Origin of the sequence: Cellulophaga sp. BC115SP (assembly GCF_009905545.1) — a bacterium.
Classification (GTDB): Bacteria; Bacteroidota; Bacteroidia; order Cytophagales; family Spirosomataceae; genus Flectobacillus; species Flectobacillus rivi.
The window spans coordinates 185,908-202,926 of record NZ_JAAALB010000007.1 but is presented as its reverse complement, the minus strand read 5'-3'; the positions used below and the strand labels follow the sequence as shown (position 1 = coordinate 202,926).

Annotated in this window: 15 protein-coding genes and 3 tRNA genes; 5 read left to right on the top strand and 13 right to left on the bottom strand. The window is 36.7% G+C overall.

The annotated features are described in order from the left end of the window. Positions 1 to 94: 94 nt before the first annotated feature. Both GVN22_RS08225 and GVN22_RS08220 read left to right on the top strand, forming a co-directional pair. A complete protein-coding gene (locus GVN22_RS08225) occupies positions 95 to 514 on the top strand; it encodes a hypothetical protein (RefSeq protein WP_166550551.1) in 420 nt (139 codons plus the stop codon). 63 nt (positions 515 to 577) lie between these two features. Beyond that, positions 578 to 985, top strand: coding sequence for a hypothetical protein (locus GVN22_RS08220; protein ID WP_166550550.1), 408 nt, complete (start codon positions 578 to 580; stop codon positions 983 to 985). Between the two features lie 41 nt (positions 986 to 1,026). On the opposite strand, the gene GVN22_RS08215 is transcribed toward GVN22_RS08220, so the two are convergent. Continuing rightward, positions 1,027 to 1,416 carry a helix-turn-helix domain-containing protein gene (locus tag GVN22_RS08215; RefSeq protein WP_166550549.1) on the bottom strand — a complete coding sequence of 130 codons (390 nt, stop codon included), beginning with the start codon at positions 1,414 to 1,416 and terminating at the stop codon, positions 1,027 to 1,029. Positions 1,417 to 1,591: 175 nt separating this feature from the next. Here GVN22_RS08215 and GVN22_RS08210 point away from each other — a divergent pair, with 175 nt between their 5' ends. Continuing rightward, a complete protein-coding gene (locus GVN22_RS08210) occupies positions 1,592 to 2,404 on the top strand; it encodes a hypothetical protein (RefSeq protein WP_166550548.1) in 813 nt (270 codons plus the stop codon). Then, positions 2,388 to 2,807, top strand: coding sequence for a hypothetical protein (locus tag GVN22_RS08205; RefSeq protein WP_166550547.1), 420 nt, complete (start codon positions 2,388 to 2,390; stop codon positions 2,805 to 2,807). Before GVN22_RS08210 ends, GVN22_RS08205 begins: the two co-directional genes overlap by 17 nt. Before the next feature lie 92 nt (positions 2,808 to 2,899). Here GVN22_RS08205 and GVN22_RS08200 read toward each other — a convergent pair whose 3' ends face one another. The 12 genes from GVN22_RS08200 to GVN22_RS08145 form a co-directional block, all read right to left on the bottom strand. After that, positions 2,900 to 3,274 carry a PH domain-containing protein gene (locus GVN22_RS08200; RefSeq protein WP_166550546.1) on the bottom strand — a complete coding sequence of 125 codons (375 nt, stop codon included), beginning with the start codon at positions 3,272 to 3,274 and terminating at the stop codon, positions 2,900 to 2,902. Positions 3,275 to 3,491: 217 nt separating this feature from the next. Then, positions 3,492 to 4,886, bottom strand: coding sequence for a DUF342 domain-containing protein (locus tag GVN22_RS08195; RefSeq protein ID WP_166550545.1), 1,395 nt, complete (start codon positions 4,884 to 4,886; stop codon positions 3,492 to 3,494). A 12-nt stretch (positions 4,887 to 4,898) separates the two neighbouring features. Continuing rightward, positions 4,899 to 5,987, bottom strand: a complete 1,089-nt coding sequence (locus GVN22_RS08190; RefSeq protein WP_166550544.1) for a hypothetical protein — start codon at positions 5,985 to 5,987, stop codon at positions 4,899 to 4,901. A 292-nt stretch (positions 5,988 to 6,279) separates the two neighbouring features. Then, complete coding sequence (gene eat / locus GVN22_RS08185; protein ID WP_205690816.1) at positions 6,280 to 7,602, bottom strand: ethanolamine permease; 1,323 nt, start codon at positions 7,600 to 7,602, stop codon at positions 6,280 to 6,282. 145 nt (positions 7,603 to 7,747) lie between these two features. After that, complete coding sequence (locus GVN22_RS08180) at positions 7,748 to 8,896, bottom strand: cysteine desulfurase family protein (RefSeq protein WP_166550543.1); 1,149 nt, start codon at positions 8,894 to 8,896, stop codon at positions 7,748 to 7,750. 327 nt (positions 8,897 to 9,223) lie between these two features. Next, complete coding sequence (glmM, locus tag GVN22_RS08175) at positions 9,224 to 10,618, bottom strand: phosphoglucosamine mutase (protein ID WP_166550542.1); 1,395 nt, start codon at positions 10,616 to 10,618, stop codon at positions 9,224 to 9,226. Between the two features lie 286 nt (positions 10,619 to 10,904). After that, positions 10,905 to 10,975: transfer RNA gene (locus GVN22_RS08170), tRNA-Gln, on the bottom strand. A gap of 73 nt (positions 10,976 to 11,048) precedes the next feature. Continuing rightward, a tRNA-Gln gene (locus GVN22_RS08165) sits at positions 11,049 to 11,119 on the bottom strand. Positions 11,120 to 11,190: 71 nt separating this feature from the next. Further along, positions 11,191 to 11,261, bottom strand: a tRNA-Gln gene (locus GVN22_RS08160). 162 nt (positions 11,262 to 11,423) lie between these two features. Beyond that, complete coding sequence (gene fabD / locus GVN22_RS08155) at positions 11,424 to 12,302, bottom strand: ACP S-malonyltransferase (protein ID WP_166550541.1); 879 nt, start codon at positions 12,300 to 12,302, stop codon at positions 11,424 to 11,426. A 215-nt stretch (positions 12,303 to 12,517) separates the two neighbouring features. Continuing rightward, positions 12,518 to 12,940 carry a thiol-disulfide oxidoreductase DCC family protein gene (locus GVN22_RS08150; RefSeq protein ID WP_166550540.1) on the bottom strand — a complete coding sequence of 141 codons (423 nt, stop codon included), beginning with the start codon at positions 12,938 to 12,940 and terminating at the stop codon, positions 12,518 to 12,520. 85 nt (positions 12,941 to 13,025) lie between these two features. Beyond that, positions 13,026 to 15,788, bottom strand: coding sequence for a gliding motility-associated C-terminal domain-containing protein (locus GVN22_RS08145; RefSeq protein WP_166550539.1), 2,763 nt, complete (start codon positions 15,786 to 15,788; stop codon positions 13,026 to 13,028). A gap of 544 nt (positions 15,789 to 16,332) precedes the next feature. Here GVN22_RS08145 and GVN22_RS08140 point away from each other — a divergent pair. Beyond that, the gene (locus GVN22_RS08140) at positions 16,333 to 17,001 is read left to right on the top strand and encodes a succinate dehydrogenase cytochrome b subunit (RefSeq protein WP_166550538.1); all 669 of its coding nucleotides are present in this window, start codon (positions 16,333 to 16,335) and stop codon (positions 16,999 to 17,001) included. Positions 17,002 to 17,019 lie beyond the last annotated feature (18 nt).

Genomic DNA, 17,019 nt, shown 5'->3' with positions numbered 1-17,019 from the left:
AAAGTCGCACCCTAAAAGTAAAGTCTAAAATAACACTACATTCACCTTCAAATCAATATTTTATAAATAGTTTCAACCTTTAAAATTCTTCACCATGAATTTAAACACTCGATCATTTCTTCGTATTATTATTCCATTTGGCGTAGCAAGCCTGTTATCCTGCACCATCAGAGAACCCAGTTACCGTGAATACACTATCACTCAATGTGAAAAAGATACTGCAATTTTAGTAGATAATTTACAAGCTTATATGGGAAACTGTCATGTATCTATCATTGTGGAAGGTAGTATTGATAGTACTGCTATTATCGATTTACAAGAACATAATAACGATAATTATAGAAAAAATCCTAGTGTAATTCAATTTAGATTGGCAAAAGGTATTTTTTCGAAAAAAGGAAGAGATGAAATTTATGCTAAAAATTATGTACTCTATTATGACCATCAAAAAGCAACCAAGGGGAATATTAAAATTAAGCTTCAGTTGTTAGATGTAGATAATAGACCTCTATAATTATGACTTGATTCACTTCAAACAAGTTATAATGTAAATAGTCACCCCTTATCAAAAGACAAAATGAAAATTAACTGCATCTTATTCATAGCAAGTATATTTGTTATAGGTAATTTCAGTAGTTGTAAAAAGAAGCCTCCTTTGCATCGAAACTTCACAATTCAAAATTGCCAAAAAGATACTCTAATCAAAGTAGAAGGACTCCTTGGATTTAAACCTGCTAAAGCAATTTATTTAAAAATTCAAGGTAACATTGATGATTCGATACATATTAGTCTCACTTCAATAGGTCATGATATGGGTCCATTCTTTGTGGCATTACCAAAAGGAAAAATAGATACCGTCCTAAAAAATGAAATTTATGAGGATGACTATAACTTGGTTTATAAACACAAAAATGCCAAGTCTGGAATACTTAATTGTGAGATAATTTCATTGTTAGCCTCACAAGATACTGTAGTTATTAAATAAAGAAGGGGTGGATATATGTCGTCTGACTTATCCACCCCTTTTTATTTAGAGTTGATTAGCTCCCCAAATCTTTCGATGATATCTAAGTTTCTTTCTAGAAGAATATCGTATCGATTAAATCTAGCCTCTAATGTTATTAAAAGCCTTTCTATAATTTTACCATTTTCACTTAACATTGGAGCTTCTGCAACTATCTTCCCCTTTAACTCATCCCTCGAACCTAGTAGTTTATTTTCATTAAAACCAAGAATTTGCTCGACAGATAAACTTAAGTAATTGGCTATATTTTCTAATCGGTCAAAATCTAGTTTTGTTTCTTCACGTTCAATTTTTCCATAAGCTTGAGGAGAAATATCTAAGTAAATAGCTAGTGCCTCTTGTGAAATTCCTTTCAATTCACGAATCATTCTAATCTTGTTTCCTAATCTCATATTAATTAAGGGATAAACGGTTTAAGAACTATTTAAGGTTTCAAAATACAACTATATAGGTTTTGTAAAACAACTTTTTAGTATAGTAAAAGTAAATCAATAAACTGAATTTTACAACAGAAAATGGCGCCAAATTCTATCACTTATCTTAATTTTTTATTAAAAATCTATTAAAATGAAAGTAAAACTATTATTTTCAAGTTTATTCGTAACTTTATTATTATCTTTAGTAAGTTGCGATAAGAAGGAGGACAATGTACAACCATCTTCACCGACTAAAATTATAAGAGCTAATTCAAGCCGTATAGGTGACGGAGACGTCATGCTAAGTGAAGTAACAGTTTATGGTATTTCTATGCGAGGGAATAACTTTGATATGATATTGAGTTGGTACAATAACTCTACTCATGTTGAAGAACGCCAAACAGTAACATTTAGTCCCTATGCAGGTATTTCAATGGATGATGAAGTCTTAAATTCTGAAGAATTTAAAGCAAAGGTAATTGCGTATATAAACAATATGCTTTCAAAATTCAAAATGAAATTAAATGATGCTGAGATCAATATTTTGAAAACCTTAACTTATAGACAAATTGTACAATATGGTTTTATTTATTATAATGCCAAAACTTATGGAGAGAACCTCATCAAACCTGGAAGTTTGTTCGCAGGTTGGTCGATTGACGAAGGAATAAATAATGCTTTTGTCCATACCCAAATAGCATACAATTTAAAAGTTGCTTTTGGTTATACTACGGCAAATAACATGTTAATTGCACATGAAAGTGGACAAGGTAATGCCCTCAATAGTATCATGGATGTCAGAAACAATAACATAGGTTTATCTTTAGACTACTGGACTGAAGATTTATTAAAGAATCTTGGTGTTCAAGGTAGCTTATGGTCAATTGTAAAGATAAATGGTGTTCCAACTTTAGGCCAATTCAAATTAATTCTACCAAGTAAATCCAATGGAAATCAGCCTTAAAAACTCTATCAAAGCTTTATTATTTGTAGCTACACTAGGTTCGTGCACCAGCCAAGAACCCAGTTACCGTGAATACACCATCACTCAATGTGAAAAAGATACTGCTATTCTCGTAGATAATTTACAACCTTCTATGGGAAACTGTAGGGTATCCATCGCCATTGAAGGCAGTATTGACAGTACTGCAGCTATAGATTTTTATGAACATCATCATGAAAATTATAGAAAATATGGTGGAATAATCAATTTCAGATTGGCAAAAGGTGTTTTTTCAAAAAAAGAAAGAAATGAGATTTATGCTCAAAATTATGTGCTCTATTATGAACATCAAAAAGCAACCAAGGGCAATATTAAAATTAAGCTTCAGTTATTAGATGCAAATAATGTTCCGATAAAAGACTAGTTTTGATTTCCTCATAAAAGCAAAAGGTGCGATAAAACCCAACTTAACTTGGATTCTATCGCACCTTTTGCTATTTATTATAACGTTATTCCTTACAAAACATAAGTAGATAAAACCTTATAAACATCGTTGATATTTTCGCCTTTTCTAAATTCTTTAATGAGTGGCGCATCGCTCCCTTTTACCCAAATAATTAGCTCTGCATCCAAATCTAGCAAACCATTACTTCTTTTCGAAAAATGATTAATGCTTTTGTATGGAATGGTATGAAAATCTACCTTCGAACCTGTCAAACCTTGTTTATCTACCAAAATCAATCTTTTGTTGGTAAATACAAACATATCTCGAATCAGTCGAAATGACTTTACGACTTCTTCACCATGAATCAAAATCGGTGCAAACTCCTCAGCAACTTTGTGAGAGGAAACCTCCGAGGCGTTTCCCATCAATGCATCAAATAATCCCATAATTTTCTTAGTTTTTAGAGTGAATAAATATTGGGGCTTTAGGCGTTAAGCCCTAGGCATTAGATAAAGGTTCTAAAACTGTTTATTTCGGATATCGGATATTGGATTTCGGAAGTGTAAATTGCTATATTTTGAAAAAATAAAAGTCTTTTACTTTATTTCCGAAATCAGAAATCCCAAATCCGCAATAGTTTGGAATCCTTCGTACACTACTAACTCACAATTCCTCTGATGAATCAAAATCCTCCGAAATCAATTTACGTAATTGCTGATGCGGACGTAATTGCGGTTTACGACTAAACAATGCTTTTTCTGGCGATGAAGATTTTGCTTTACTTGCGAGATTTGAAGTTGTAAAATAGCTTTCTCGAACAAATTGCGACAATTCTTCATCATTAATCGCATCGCGCACCATCGAGCCTTTTCCAAAACCATCGTTGTACGAAGCAATTCGAGCATCGGTCTCAGACAACCTCATTCCTTCATAGATTTCTTTGATTTCTTGTGAAAGATTCGCTCTCTCTTTTTCTAAAGCTTGAAAATCATCTACAAGCTGTAAATCATTTTCGAGAATATTTTTCTGAATCAAATGCTCTGCCAACGCTTCATCTTCTGCCTTAATTTGAGGAAGAAGACTATTTCTTTGTTTATTCAAACGCTTAAGTTGTGGATCGATTTGAAGCCAACGATACCAATAACACTGCAACACAGGAAAGGCAATTCCCAAACAGATCGCACCTGCTAAAGCAAATAATACGCCTGACAAAACAAATGAAGCTAAAGCCCAAGGGCTATTCACCAAGTCCTGATTAAGGGCGTCAAAGCTGCGCATTTTGGCCTCAATCTGCGCCTGAACTGCTGGAGGCGGTGGAGCGGTAGGATTGAACGGGTCAAAAACTTGGTTATTAAGATTTTTTATCGCCTTATTGATTCCTTCTTTCATTTTGTCGGTTTTGTACGCTTCGTATCTAAACCAACCCAACACAAAGAGTGTAATTACCGCAAAAACCACCGTCACGCCTTTGAACCATGCGTAAGTTTTTTTAGCTTTTGCACTTTCCCCATCAGAGTACGGTGATTCAATCAAGCGTTCGTAGGCAGGTTTGAGTAAAATAGAAACCATCGCCAAACCAACCGCAAAAGACCAAGCCTCTACCGTATTATGAATGTTGAGCGCATAAGCCACAATCTCATGGGAGATAATCAAGTCACCTGCCACAAACGAGACACCCGCAATAAAGTAAATAATACCCGCAAAAAGTGAATACTTATGTACAGCGGTTAAACGGCGCTTTTCGAGTTGATGCTTTTTTTCGTCTATTTCAAAAAGTTCAGATTCTAATCGTTCTTTATTCTTACCTGCCAAACCCACCTTCAAGACTCTATCTTGAAGCGCATCAAAAGCTGATTTGTAAGCAGATTTCGCTTGAGTAATTTTTTCCTCTAGCTTATTTAACTCCTGTTTTTGTTCCTGAAGTTGTTTATCTAGCCATTCAAAATTGACTTGGCTGGATAAATATCCTTCATAATTATTTTTATCTACCGATTCCAAACCGCTAGTATAACCATGTTGGAAATCATATTTTTCGGCATGAGATTTATTTTCGTCCATCAGTTCTCAATATTAAAATTCCTCTTCCTCCTCTCCTAGCATCGACTGTATATCTTTCTGCGAGATACGACTTCGATAATTTAAAGCCAAGTGATATTCACTTTCAAAAACTTTGATTAGCATATCTCTTTGAGCATTGATACGCGTACGTTCTGCAATATATCGGCTCAATTCTGGCAAAATTGATTGTTTCTCAACACGATACTCTTTGATTTCGGCTTTATGTTGGTCAATCTCTTTTTCCCATTCAGCCACTTTTTTGACTTTATCTTGTTGTAATTGATTTCGTTTTTGAAAAATGGTTAAATCATCCTTTAACACCGCCAAATTACCCAACAAAAGTTTACCCGAAAACATAAACAAGAAAAAGATAAAGGCAAACAACGCCCAAGCATTCAAAACTGGTTGAGAGGCATAAATCTGAGCAAACACAAAAAACGCAGAAGCCAATGGCATACCAATTTCCTCAAGGATTTTACGCCAATTACTTTGACGGGCATCGTCATGTAAAAATGAGATTCGACCAAACAAATTGAACATCCCTGCCATAAATACGCCCAAAGCAATCAATTTATTTTGTTCAAAGTGTCCACGAAGTGCTTCTTCAATCAAAAAATAATTACCCACAGCAATGCCAATCGCCAAAGACAAGCCTGTTATGGTTCTAGGTAAATGATGTTGCTCGGTGAATTCTTTTTCTTTGAGAAGCTCTATTTTTCGCTCTAATTCTTTGACTAGGCCTTCCTTTTCATTTATCCAGTAATTGAGTTCTCCTATCTTCTCCTCTCGGTGCTCAATCAACTTTTCGGTATCGGCAGTTTGTTGATGAAAATAACTTCGAATAATTGAAATTTTTTCTTCAGGGTTTGAGCCAGAAAGTCCAAAAATCACCCCTTCATCACGCAGAATATCCTCATTAATCAACCAGTCTGGTTGGTTAATAGATGAAACTTTCATTCTTTCTGACGACGAGACAGGGATTACCTCCACAACAGGAGAAGATTCAAGAGGCTGTACTTCAGCAATTTGCTCGCTTAGCTCTACAATCTCTTCTTTCTGCTGTTTTACAAAAACATTTTTTATTTTATCAAAAATCGACATACTACTCCCTTTCTATAAAAATCAAAACAATTCGAATATGATAAAAAAAAACCTTTTTACCCAACAAAATAGGAAGAGCGGAGCATCAAGATGCCTATCAGCGAATAGTTCATTGGTAAGAAAAGGGTATTTTAACATTCGTAGCATTTGAACATAACTACCCCAAAATCATCTTCAAACTATCTCATTTCCAAATTACCAAATCTTCAAATTACACTATCCCCAAATCATCTCATATTCAAATTAAACCTAATTTTCAAATCTTCAAATCAGCACATCTTCAAATTAAACACTACCATTTCTTTCTTTTTTTCTGCCAAAGAAAAATTGGAAGTAGTAACAAAAAGATACCAACAAACAGTAAAGTAATTGCAGGATTGTAGTAAATAATAGCCATCATACAAACCACCGATAGCACCAAGGCTATGATTGGAAACCAAGGATATAAAGGAGCTTTAAAAGGTTTTTCGAGCGCAGGTTCACGCATACGTAATACAAACAAGCTAACCATACTTACAGCGTACATAACTACAGCTCCAAGTCCTGACATAATAATAATCTTATCAGTAGTTCCTGTGAAAATGGCTAAAAAGCCAATTAAACCACCAGCAATAAGCGCCCAGTGTGGAGTTTGATACTTTTTATTAACGGCAGATAAAAATTCTGGTAAATATCCCTCACGAGCAAGCGCATAAATCTGGCGCGAATAGCTGATAGTATTACAATGAAAAGAAGCGATTAAGCCAAATAACCCTAAACTTGCGAAGATTTTTGACAAAGCATTTTTTTCGCCCAAGGCCATTGACAAAGCCTCTGGAATAGGGTGATCAAGACTAATCAATCTGCGCCAGTCGCCTACGCCAGCACTCAAGATCATGACACCAAGTGCCAATATAGCCAATGTCAAAATACTCGTGATATAGCCAATTGGTATTGTTTTATGTGGATTTTTGACCTCCTCAGCCACCATTGCGACGCCTTCTATGGCTACAAAAAACCAGAGAGCAAAGGGAATTCCTGCAAAGATTCCATCAGCCGTAAAATGTTCGGGATTATTGGCGACAAAGTTTTCGTACTTGAAATAAGGAGCTACCACCGCCATAAAAACCGCCAATTCGAGCACTGAAAGAATGGTAACAATCAATGAAAACTGAGCAGATTCTTTGATTCCAAACCAGTTGATAGCGATAAAAATAACATACATAGCCATTGCCGTTGGCACAACAGGAATCGCTGGATTAAGGAAATTGGTATAACTTCCCAATGCGTAGGCGATGGCTGGTGGAGCCAACAAAAAATCTACTAGGGTGGCATAACCTGCGATAAATCCGCCCCAAGGTCCCATAGCTCGTCGTGCATAAGCAAATGCCCCACCCGCATGAGGAATAGAGGTAGTCAACTCGGTGTAGGAAAATATAAAAGTGATGTACATAACAGTCACCAACAAGGTTGAAACCAAGAAACCTATTGTTCCCGAAGTTTGCCAGCCATAATTCCAGCCAAAGTATTCACCCGAAATAACTAATCCAACGGCGATACTCCATAATTGAATAGCATTAATCGCTTTTTTGAGTGTAGGTTGTGAAGTTTGACTAGGAGTTGTTTCTTCCATCATGAATAAATTTTATAAAAATACCAAGTTGATTTAAAAAGGGCACTAAACAAAATTTACAAAAAAAACCCTAGAATTCAAACCTGAACTCTAGGGTTTTACAAAGAATTAATCTTTCTGACAAGAAAAAAGAACCTAACTAAAAGAATTATGCTTCTACTTTCAAAATCTGATTCAATTTTTCAATCACATAATCAATTTCTTCAATTGTATTATACTTAGAAAACGAGAATCTCACCGATGGGCGATTTGGATCTGCACCAATACCACCTAATACATGTGAGCCAATATTTGAACCGCTCGTACAAGCACTACCACCAGAAGCAGAAATTTTGTTGATGTCCAAGTTAAACAAGAACATATCCGCTTCTTCCGAAGGAGGAAAACTTACATTGAGTACAGTGTATAAGCTTTTTTCCAAGTTATCAGAATCACCATTGAATTGAATATCATCAAAAGAGGTCTTCAACTTTTCAATCATATATGATTTTACTGATTCGATATGCTTGCGGTGTCCGTCCATATCGCTATAGGCAACTTCCAAAGCTTTTGCCAAACCAATAATACCATACACATTTTCGGTACCTCCGCGCATATTACGCTCTTGTGAACCACCATGAATAAATGGATGGATTTTTTTATCAGCATTAATATAGAGAAAACCTGCACCTTTTGGTCCATGAAATTTATGACCTGCACCTACAATAAAATCAATATTGAGTTGTTGCAAATCATGTTTGTAGTGCCCCATCGTTTGTACAGTGTCAGAATGGAAAGTAGCGCCATACTCTTTACACAACTCCCCTACCTTTTCCATATCCAACAAGTTGCCAATCTCATTATTACCATGCATCAACGATACCAAGGTATTAGGATTTGCCTTCAATAACTCTTCAAGGTGATTCAGGTCGATATGACCTTTTTCATCTACATTGACTAAGCTCAGCTTAATTTTACCAATCTTTTGCAAGTGCTCCAAGGTATGTAGCACAGCATGGTGCTCAAGCGACGATGTTACAGCGTGTTTAATCCCATATTCTTCAATTGAGCATGCAATCGCTGTATTATCGGCTTCTGTACCACCAGAAGTAAAGAAAATCTCAGCAGGAGAAGTATTCAAAAGACCAGCAACAGTTTTACGAGCACGTTCAATAGCGTTGCGCACTTCACGTCCATGTGCATGAATCGATGATGGGTTACCGAAATTTTTCTCCATCATTGGTAACATTGCCTCAATCACTGCTCTATCGAGCGGTGTGGTAGCGGCATTGTCCAAATAAACACGTTGTTGTATCATATTAATTTGGTTGGGGAAATGTGTGAGTCAAATCAATGACTCAAATAAAAGGGTTAAAAATATTTGTTGATAAATATGGGTTATTAAAATTTCAGATATTGGATGTTGGATTTCGGATGTGTATTCTACTTTTTAAAATTCAATTTTGTAAAAAGAGGCATATTTCTGAAATCCCCAATCCGCAATAGTTTGAAATTCTTCAAACACTACATAACGCTAAAAACTCTACCATTTCTCTATGCTTACTTGGAAAAGCTATAAATACAAAATGTCAGAAGGGCTACTTCTGACATTTTGTATTTATACCGGTAAGAACAAAAGAAATAACTACATCGTTGCAGCTACTACCTCTTTGATATCACTAATAAGTTTTTTTGCTAAATTCTCAGCCTTCGTCATTGAATCTGACTCTGAGTAGATACGAATGATTGGTTCTGTATTTGACTTACGCAAATGTACCCATTCTTTATCAAAATCTATTCGAACTCCATCAATTGCATTGATAGGGTTTTTGGCATATTTTCTTTTAACAGCCTCCAATACCTCATCAACGTTAATTTCTGGGGTTAGTTCGATTTTATTTTTCGAAATATAATACTCTGGGTATCCTTTACGCATAACCGAAATCTTTTTACCAGATTTGGCCAAATGCGTCAAGAATAGTGCGATACCTACCAAAGCATCACGGCCATAGTGTAATTCTGGATAAATAATTCCGCCATTGCCTTCGCCACCAATGATAGCCTTTGAAGATTTCATCAATGTCACGACATTAACTTCTCCTACCGCTGAAGCATAATATTTGCCTCCATGCTTTTCGGTTACATCACGCAAAGCACGTGTTGATGATAGATTGGAAACGGTATTTCCTTTTGTATGCTGAAGAATATAATCAGCCACAGCTACAAGCGTGTATTCTTCGCCAAAAGGAGAAGCATCTTCACAGAAAAAACACAAACGGTCAACGTCTGGATCTACAACAATACCAAGGTCATATTTCGTTTTTTCGATAGCCTTAGTAATATCGGTTAAGTTTTCAGGAAGTGGCTCAGGATTGTGAGCAAAATTACCTGTAGGCTCACAGTGTAGTTTTGTAATTTGGGTTACGCCGAGAGCTTCAAGCAACATCGGAACCGCAATTCCACCTGTAGAGTTTACTGCATCTACAATTATTTTAAAGTTGCGTTCTTTAATGGCTTCTTTATCCACTAGAGGTAAAGCCAAAATCATGTCGATGTGTTTCTTAATCCAAGTGTCATCTTGGGCATAAGAACCTAATTTTTTCACATCTACAAAATCAAAATCTTCTGCCTCTGCGATAGCTAGTAGCGCTTCACCATCAGCTCCTGAAATAAATTCTCCGACTTCATTCAATAGTTTCAAGGCGTTCCATTGAATCGGATTATGACTTGCTGTAAGGATAATACCTCCTGCCGCATTTTCTACGGGCACTGCTACTTCAACTGTCGGAGTAGTAGAAAGACCTAAATCTAAGACGTCTAGTCCAAGTCCTTGTAAAGTACCAACCACCAACTTAGATACCATATCGCCTGACAAACGTGCATCACGCCCCAAGACAATTTTTTTATTGTTAGGGTTTTTACGTTTAAGCCAAGTACCATAAGCGGCCGTAAACTTCACTACATCTAAGGGTGTAAGGGCATCCCCTGCCTTTCCTCCGATAGTTCCTCTAATTCCTGATATAGATTTAATTAATGTCACGTTAGCGATGGGAGGTTTAATGGATTATTAATACACGTCGAGTGTGTTAGAAAATTATTAATTCATGAGCAAATTCTATGCAAATCTAACATAATTTGAAGAACTTTTGCCTTAATGCAACCAAGTTAAAACGGATTCTACAGAAAAGATAGTATTCGGTCGTACTTATTTTGTTGAACAGATTTTACCACAAAACTTGTTCCAAAATCAAAAGATTTTCCTCGGCAAATTGGATAAATATCTTATAAAATGAAAAAGCCTCTCAAGCGAACTTGAGAGGCTTTTGTTAACCCACTAGGATTCGAACCTAGACTAGCAGAACCAAAATCTGATGTGCTACCCTTACACTATGGGTCAATACACACTTTAAAATTAATAACTGTTAGCTTTTAGCTGAACAAAGAATCACGAATGATTTCCTAATTTAATGTTAACCGACATGGATTCGAACCATGAATGACGGTACCAAAAACCGTAGTGTTACCGTTACACCATCGGTCAATCTAATTCGTTGTTGTGCTGACTTGAAAATAAAACCTCTCCAATTAAATGGATTAAAAAGAGAGGTTTTGTTAACCGACATGGATTCGAACCATGAATGACGGTACCAAAAACCGTAGTGTTACCGTTACACCATCGGTCAGTACAACTGAATTGTGGTGCAAAATTAGGGTGTTTTATTTTGTTTGTCAAGTCCTTTTTCAAAAAAAATTGAACAAAATTTACAACACCCACTTTAAGTCACTGACTATTTGAAGCTTACCAGCACAAAAAAAAATGATTTTTTTTTGTGCTGGTATCCCTTTTACAACACTACAGCACTAGTTTCAGCAGTAGGTGCTATTTTTTTCACCAAGCCTTGTAATACTTTACCTGGGCCGCATTCAACAAAGCTAGTAGCGCCATCAGCTACCATATTTTGCACAGACTGTGTCCATTTTACTGCACCAGTCAACTGAGCAATCAAATTAGCTTTGATAGTAGCCACATCCGTTGAAGGTTGTGCATTTACGTTTTGGTAAATTGGACAAACAGGTGCATTGAAGTTGGTAGCTTCGATAGCTGCTGCCAATTCTTCACGAGCAGGCTCCATCAAAGGAGAGTGGAATGCCCCACCTACAGGAAGAAGCAATACACGCTTTGCACCAGCTTCTTTCAATTTTTCGCCAGCCAAAGCAACGCCTTCGTTGGTTCCCGAAATTACTACTTGTCCTGGGCAGTTATAATTAGCAGCAACTACTACATCGTCAACTGAAGCACAAATATCTTCGATTACATTATCTGCTAAGTTCAAAACGGCTGCCATAGTTGAAGGATTAGCTTCACACGCTTTTTGCATGGCTAATGCACGCTTAGAAACTAATACCAAGCCATCTTCAAAGCTCAAAGCTCCAGCAGCAACCAATGCAGAGAATTCGCCTAGCGAGTGACCTGCAACCATATCAGGCTGGAAATCTGGTGTTTCTTTGGCTAAAATTACAGAGTGAAGAAAAATAGCAGGTTGCGTTACTTTCGTTTGTTTTAACTCTTCGTCAGTTCCATTGAACATAACATCAGTAATGCTAAAACCTAAAATTTCGTTAGCTTTTTCAAATAATGCCTTTGCTGATTCTGATTTTTCGTAAAGGTCTTTGCCCATACCAATGAATTGAGAACCTTGACCTGGGAAAACGTATGCTTTCATTCTTGGGAATTTTTGTGATATTTGATTTAGTTCTAGTGGAAACAACAAGCTCAATTTAGTAAATTAATATCAGCTTTATGTTTCGTCACCACAATTGTCTGAGAAAAAGTACCTAAAATGTTTCTCAAATAGCTGTCTCTGAATCGCTCTTCTTGTAGAAGATATTTTCAAAGAAGTCAGCAAAAATACTACTTCGAGCTCTACATCTCCCAATTCTAGCCTAAAAACCTTTCACGAATCTCTGGATTTGGTAAACGACAAGCGTCTGATTTTCCGAAAATTCGGTATCTATTCTTTGCAATCAAATCGTATATCATATCTCTTATCGTTCGTGGAATCCATTTCAAAAAATACAACCTCCGCCAAACTCCATCTAAATGCTGAGCGATATGAAGAGCTGCATCGGATTTCTCAAATAATTGTCCATTTTTTATCAACAAAACAGAATCAAAATCTTTTTTATTTCTAGAAAACTGAGCCAAATATTGTTGTCCCACCTCAGATTGTAAAGAGGCAAATTTGAACCGTTTTTGTGTGTCGTGATCAATAACAAAATTGATTGAGGAATTACAAAAATTACACACTCCATCAAACAAGATTAAGTCGTATAATTGATGTTTTGAAGCGTCTTCTTTCATCTTTTTAGGAACTTTATACCTTACTAACAAAAAGACGAGCCTATGTACTCCACAAGCTCGTCTTTTCTGTATACTTATTTGATAATTATTTTATTAGTTCAATATAGCCCTTCAATGTTAAACTATTCTTGGCTGTATCTAATGTCAAGAATTTCACTGAACAATTATAGAAATAAGTTCCCGAAGGAGAATCATTACCAGAATTATCTCGACCGTCCCACTCCAATTTTGGTCCAGTGTAATTATATACTTTTTGTCCGTTTCTATTATAAATCGAAATAGTTACTTCCTGAACAAAACGTGGACATTTTAATGCTTGGAAGATATCATTTTTGCCATCTCCGTTTGGCGTAAAGACATTTGGTAATGAGAAACTTGGACAATTATCTTTACAAACTACATTACTACGCGCACTTTCGGTGCCATACTTATTAGTAGCAGTCACATAGTAACATCCCATATACGAATCCGTTTTGGTATGTGTGTAGTTGTGTGCTGGAGGATTCAGTGTGGTAATATCTGCAATTTTCGTAAATGCACCATCTGGTCCAGACGCATAATACAAAGTATATTTTACAATATCTTTATCACAGTTAGCTCCAGTTTCATCTGTCCATGTAAGCTTATTCTCAAAAGTTGTTTGATTACAGTTACTATTGTCTTTTGTATAAGCATCACAATCTAAAAGGTCGATATTAAGTACTGGAGGACAAGGAATCAAATCACTTTTTGGCGTTGCGCAACTAATCTGAGAGAAGTTATTCAGCAAACTAGGTTTGATTTTGGTCGAATTGTAAGAACCTACTGTTTCCACCTTATAACAATACGATGAATCTGGCGACATTTTCACTGGGAAGCTACCATCTGAAGCAATCTTATCTTGTCCATCATCTGTAAAGGTATAAGTAGATGCTCCTTGTACTGTTACATCGGCAATACGGGTAAATACTCCAGAACCTGGACGAGTTTCGCGATACACACGATGCGTTTGATTATCGTTAGACCAAGGCGTACTGGCTTGCCAAGTTAGCACTACTTTGCGAACATCGGCTGTGGTTGTTAAGCGCACACTTGATGCAGCCTCGGTACTATCCAATAAGGTCAAGCCTGTAGCGCTTGTGTAATAGAACAGCAAGCGATAACGATACGCATTATCTTGTGTATTGAGGTTTTTATCAACAAATACCGTATCGGCTACTGTTCCAGATAAATCGGTGTTGATATTTGCTCCTACTTGAGCAAAAGACGTACCCGTCAAGCCAGTAGCACGGAACAAACGATACTGATATGGTCCTTTGAATTGCTCTGGTTTAAAATCAATTGGACGAGTCCATTTTACTGTGATTTCTCCTTGTGTAGAAGATGTTTTATCTACTGTCACATTTGTAATTACAGGTACCTGTGCTTCCAGTTTTAAACAAATTTGATCTGACGATACACTTTTACCACCCGAAGGAGCTGCAAAAGACGCCACTATACGGTAGCTATAATCAGTATCACGTTTCAGACCGTTGTTATCTACGTATGTAGTAGCGTTGATAGGTACTCTCCCTATTTCGACATAGCCCAAGCCCGCAGGAATACCTGTTTGACAAACATCTGGCACAAAATTATCACAACCTTGTTTACGATAAATGATTAATTCGGCTCCTGCATTTTGACATGAATAAGCGTCCCAAGTCAAAGTGATAGCCTTATTACCAGCATCGCCAGTAGCTTTTAGGTTTTTGACTCTAGGGGCTACAATTTTTACTTTCCAGATTTTACTATCTACTAATTTAGGTATGGTACTTCCTACCCTCGTTGGTGGCACGTCCTCTACCTTAAAGAGAATATCGTAGGTTTGCTCTCGTATGTGTGCACAACTTGTTTGCCACCTAAATACCCCTGTAGCAATAGGATTTGAAGGATTGGTAGCCGTAAATGTCGCATAAGGTTGAGCAAAATAGGCTGTTCCGTCAGTTGGTTTGTAAACAGACCCTGTCGAGTACAAATTCAATTGGTCTTTACGTCCAGTACTAGAAGGGGTATCGTCTGCTGTAACATTTTGCTGAATAAATGTTCCTGCTTCCACACAAATATCGTCTGGTACTTTGATAATAGGAGCCTTATTATCGGCATCTTTTACCTCAATTTGCATATCACGAACCGTCTCCGAAATTTTTACACCATTCCGCCATTCTTCAATGATAAAAGCACAGTTATAAAGACCCGTTTCTTGAGGGACATTCCAAATCAAATCACCTGTTCGACTATTAATGGTAAAGCTAGAAGAAGTAGCTGCTACCAAATTAGGTTGACGAAAACCAGCTATAGCATTACCACGTCCAGTACAAGTAGTTTGCAAACCTGTACGACAGTCAATTAGGCGGTAAGCCAAGCTATCGCCTTCGATATCTACTGCATTGGGGTTATGAATAAACTTTTGTCCAACTACAGCTGTAAGATCTACGGCAGGGTTCATCAACAATGGAGTTGAGTTTAGCCCCAAACCTGGATCTATTTTAAATACGGTTTCAACATAAAACCCCACCATGTCCGAATTAGGGATATTTCGAACATTGGCATTACGGTTTTCGATACCAACGTTTACCTTATAAATACTTGGCGCTGCGTAGGTGTAAGTAACCTTATAGATACCCTTCATAGTGCCGTTGCCAATATCTTCGCCCAAGCCATTACCATTAGAACGGGGAGCCCATTGAGAGCCGAGCCCATCCCCAAAGCAAAAAAGGACTTCGCGTTGTTGCTGCCAAGCCACGTTATTTTCGCAATATATCGTGAGGGTAAATTCGTAAGTAAGAGCCGTACTCGACACACGACGCACGGTGATTTCGCCCCCTTTCATGTGGGTTGCCCTTGCGGAATGAAATGAAAAAAGGCCTACAAAAAAGGTAAAAATGAGAATGTAGATAAAGTTTGGTCTCATACGTTAGTGAATAAAAAGTTTTGAGGACAGCCTCTTCAAAAGCCTTGGTATAAGGTATTGATTACTGACCTACACACTTTACTGGCACAATTTAGAGAATAATTTTTTTTACAACTAACAAAACAAAAAAATCAAACACAAAGTTGGAAAAGTGAACTAAATACACAAATCCGATGAAAGACCCTCCAAAGTATCGTTAATTATAGTAAAACCGATTGGTTGGTATACTTCCTAAATCGTTGGCTAAATCCAATAATACAGTACAAAAACGTAGAAAGATTATAAATAATTGCTAAAATCTTATAGATTATTTGATTGACAGGTGATTCAATTGTAGTTTTGGGTTCAATTTTCAACTAATTAATAGTTAATAGCAATTAATCCATACAAGGTTTTCTGTGTATAGATTAAGAACCAGCCCTATTAATTGTTAACTAATTAACAACCAATAACTTATAAAAAAATGTCTTGGGTAACAAAAACATTATCAAGTTCGTTGGGCCGAAAGCTCATCATGGCGATAACAGGCTTATCGTTGGTAGCCTTCCTTCTCGTTCATTGTGGTATCAATGCGTGCATTTTTTTAAATGACGGAGGTGAAACCTTCAATGAAGCCGCAGAATTTATGGCTAAAAACTTTTTCATCCGTACTGCTGAAATCGGACTATTTGTGGGCTTAATTGCTCACATTGTAGACGGTTTGATGTTGTGGTCGGCTAACAAGAAAAAACGCCCTGTACAATATGCTGTTGTATCAAAAGATAATAGCACATGGTACTCTCGCTCAATGGGTTTATTGGGTACATTATTATTACTTTTCTTAGTGATGCACTTAAAGCATTTTTGGGTAGTAAGCCGTTTTACAGACGTAATTACTGGTGGTCAAAAAACACTTTTCCAAGAAATGCAAGAGGTTTTTGCTAGCCCAGTACCTGTAATTGTGTATGTTGTTGGTTGTATTTCTTTGGCATACCATTTATTGCATGGTGTTCAAAGTGCATTCCAATCACTTGGATGGAATCACCCTAAATACACTCCGTTTGTGAAATCTTTCGGATATTGGTTTGCTATTATCATTCCAGTTGTGTTCGCAGCAATGCCAATCGCAATGCATTTAGGATTTATTAAATAGTTCATAGTTGTTTGTTAC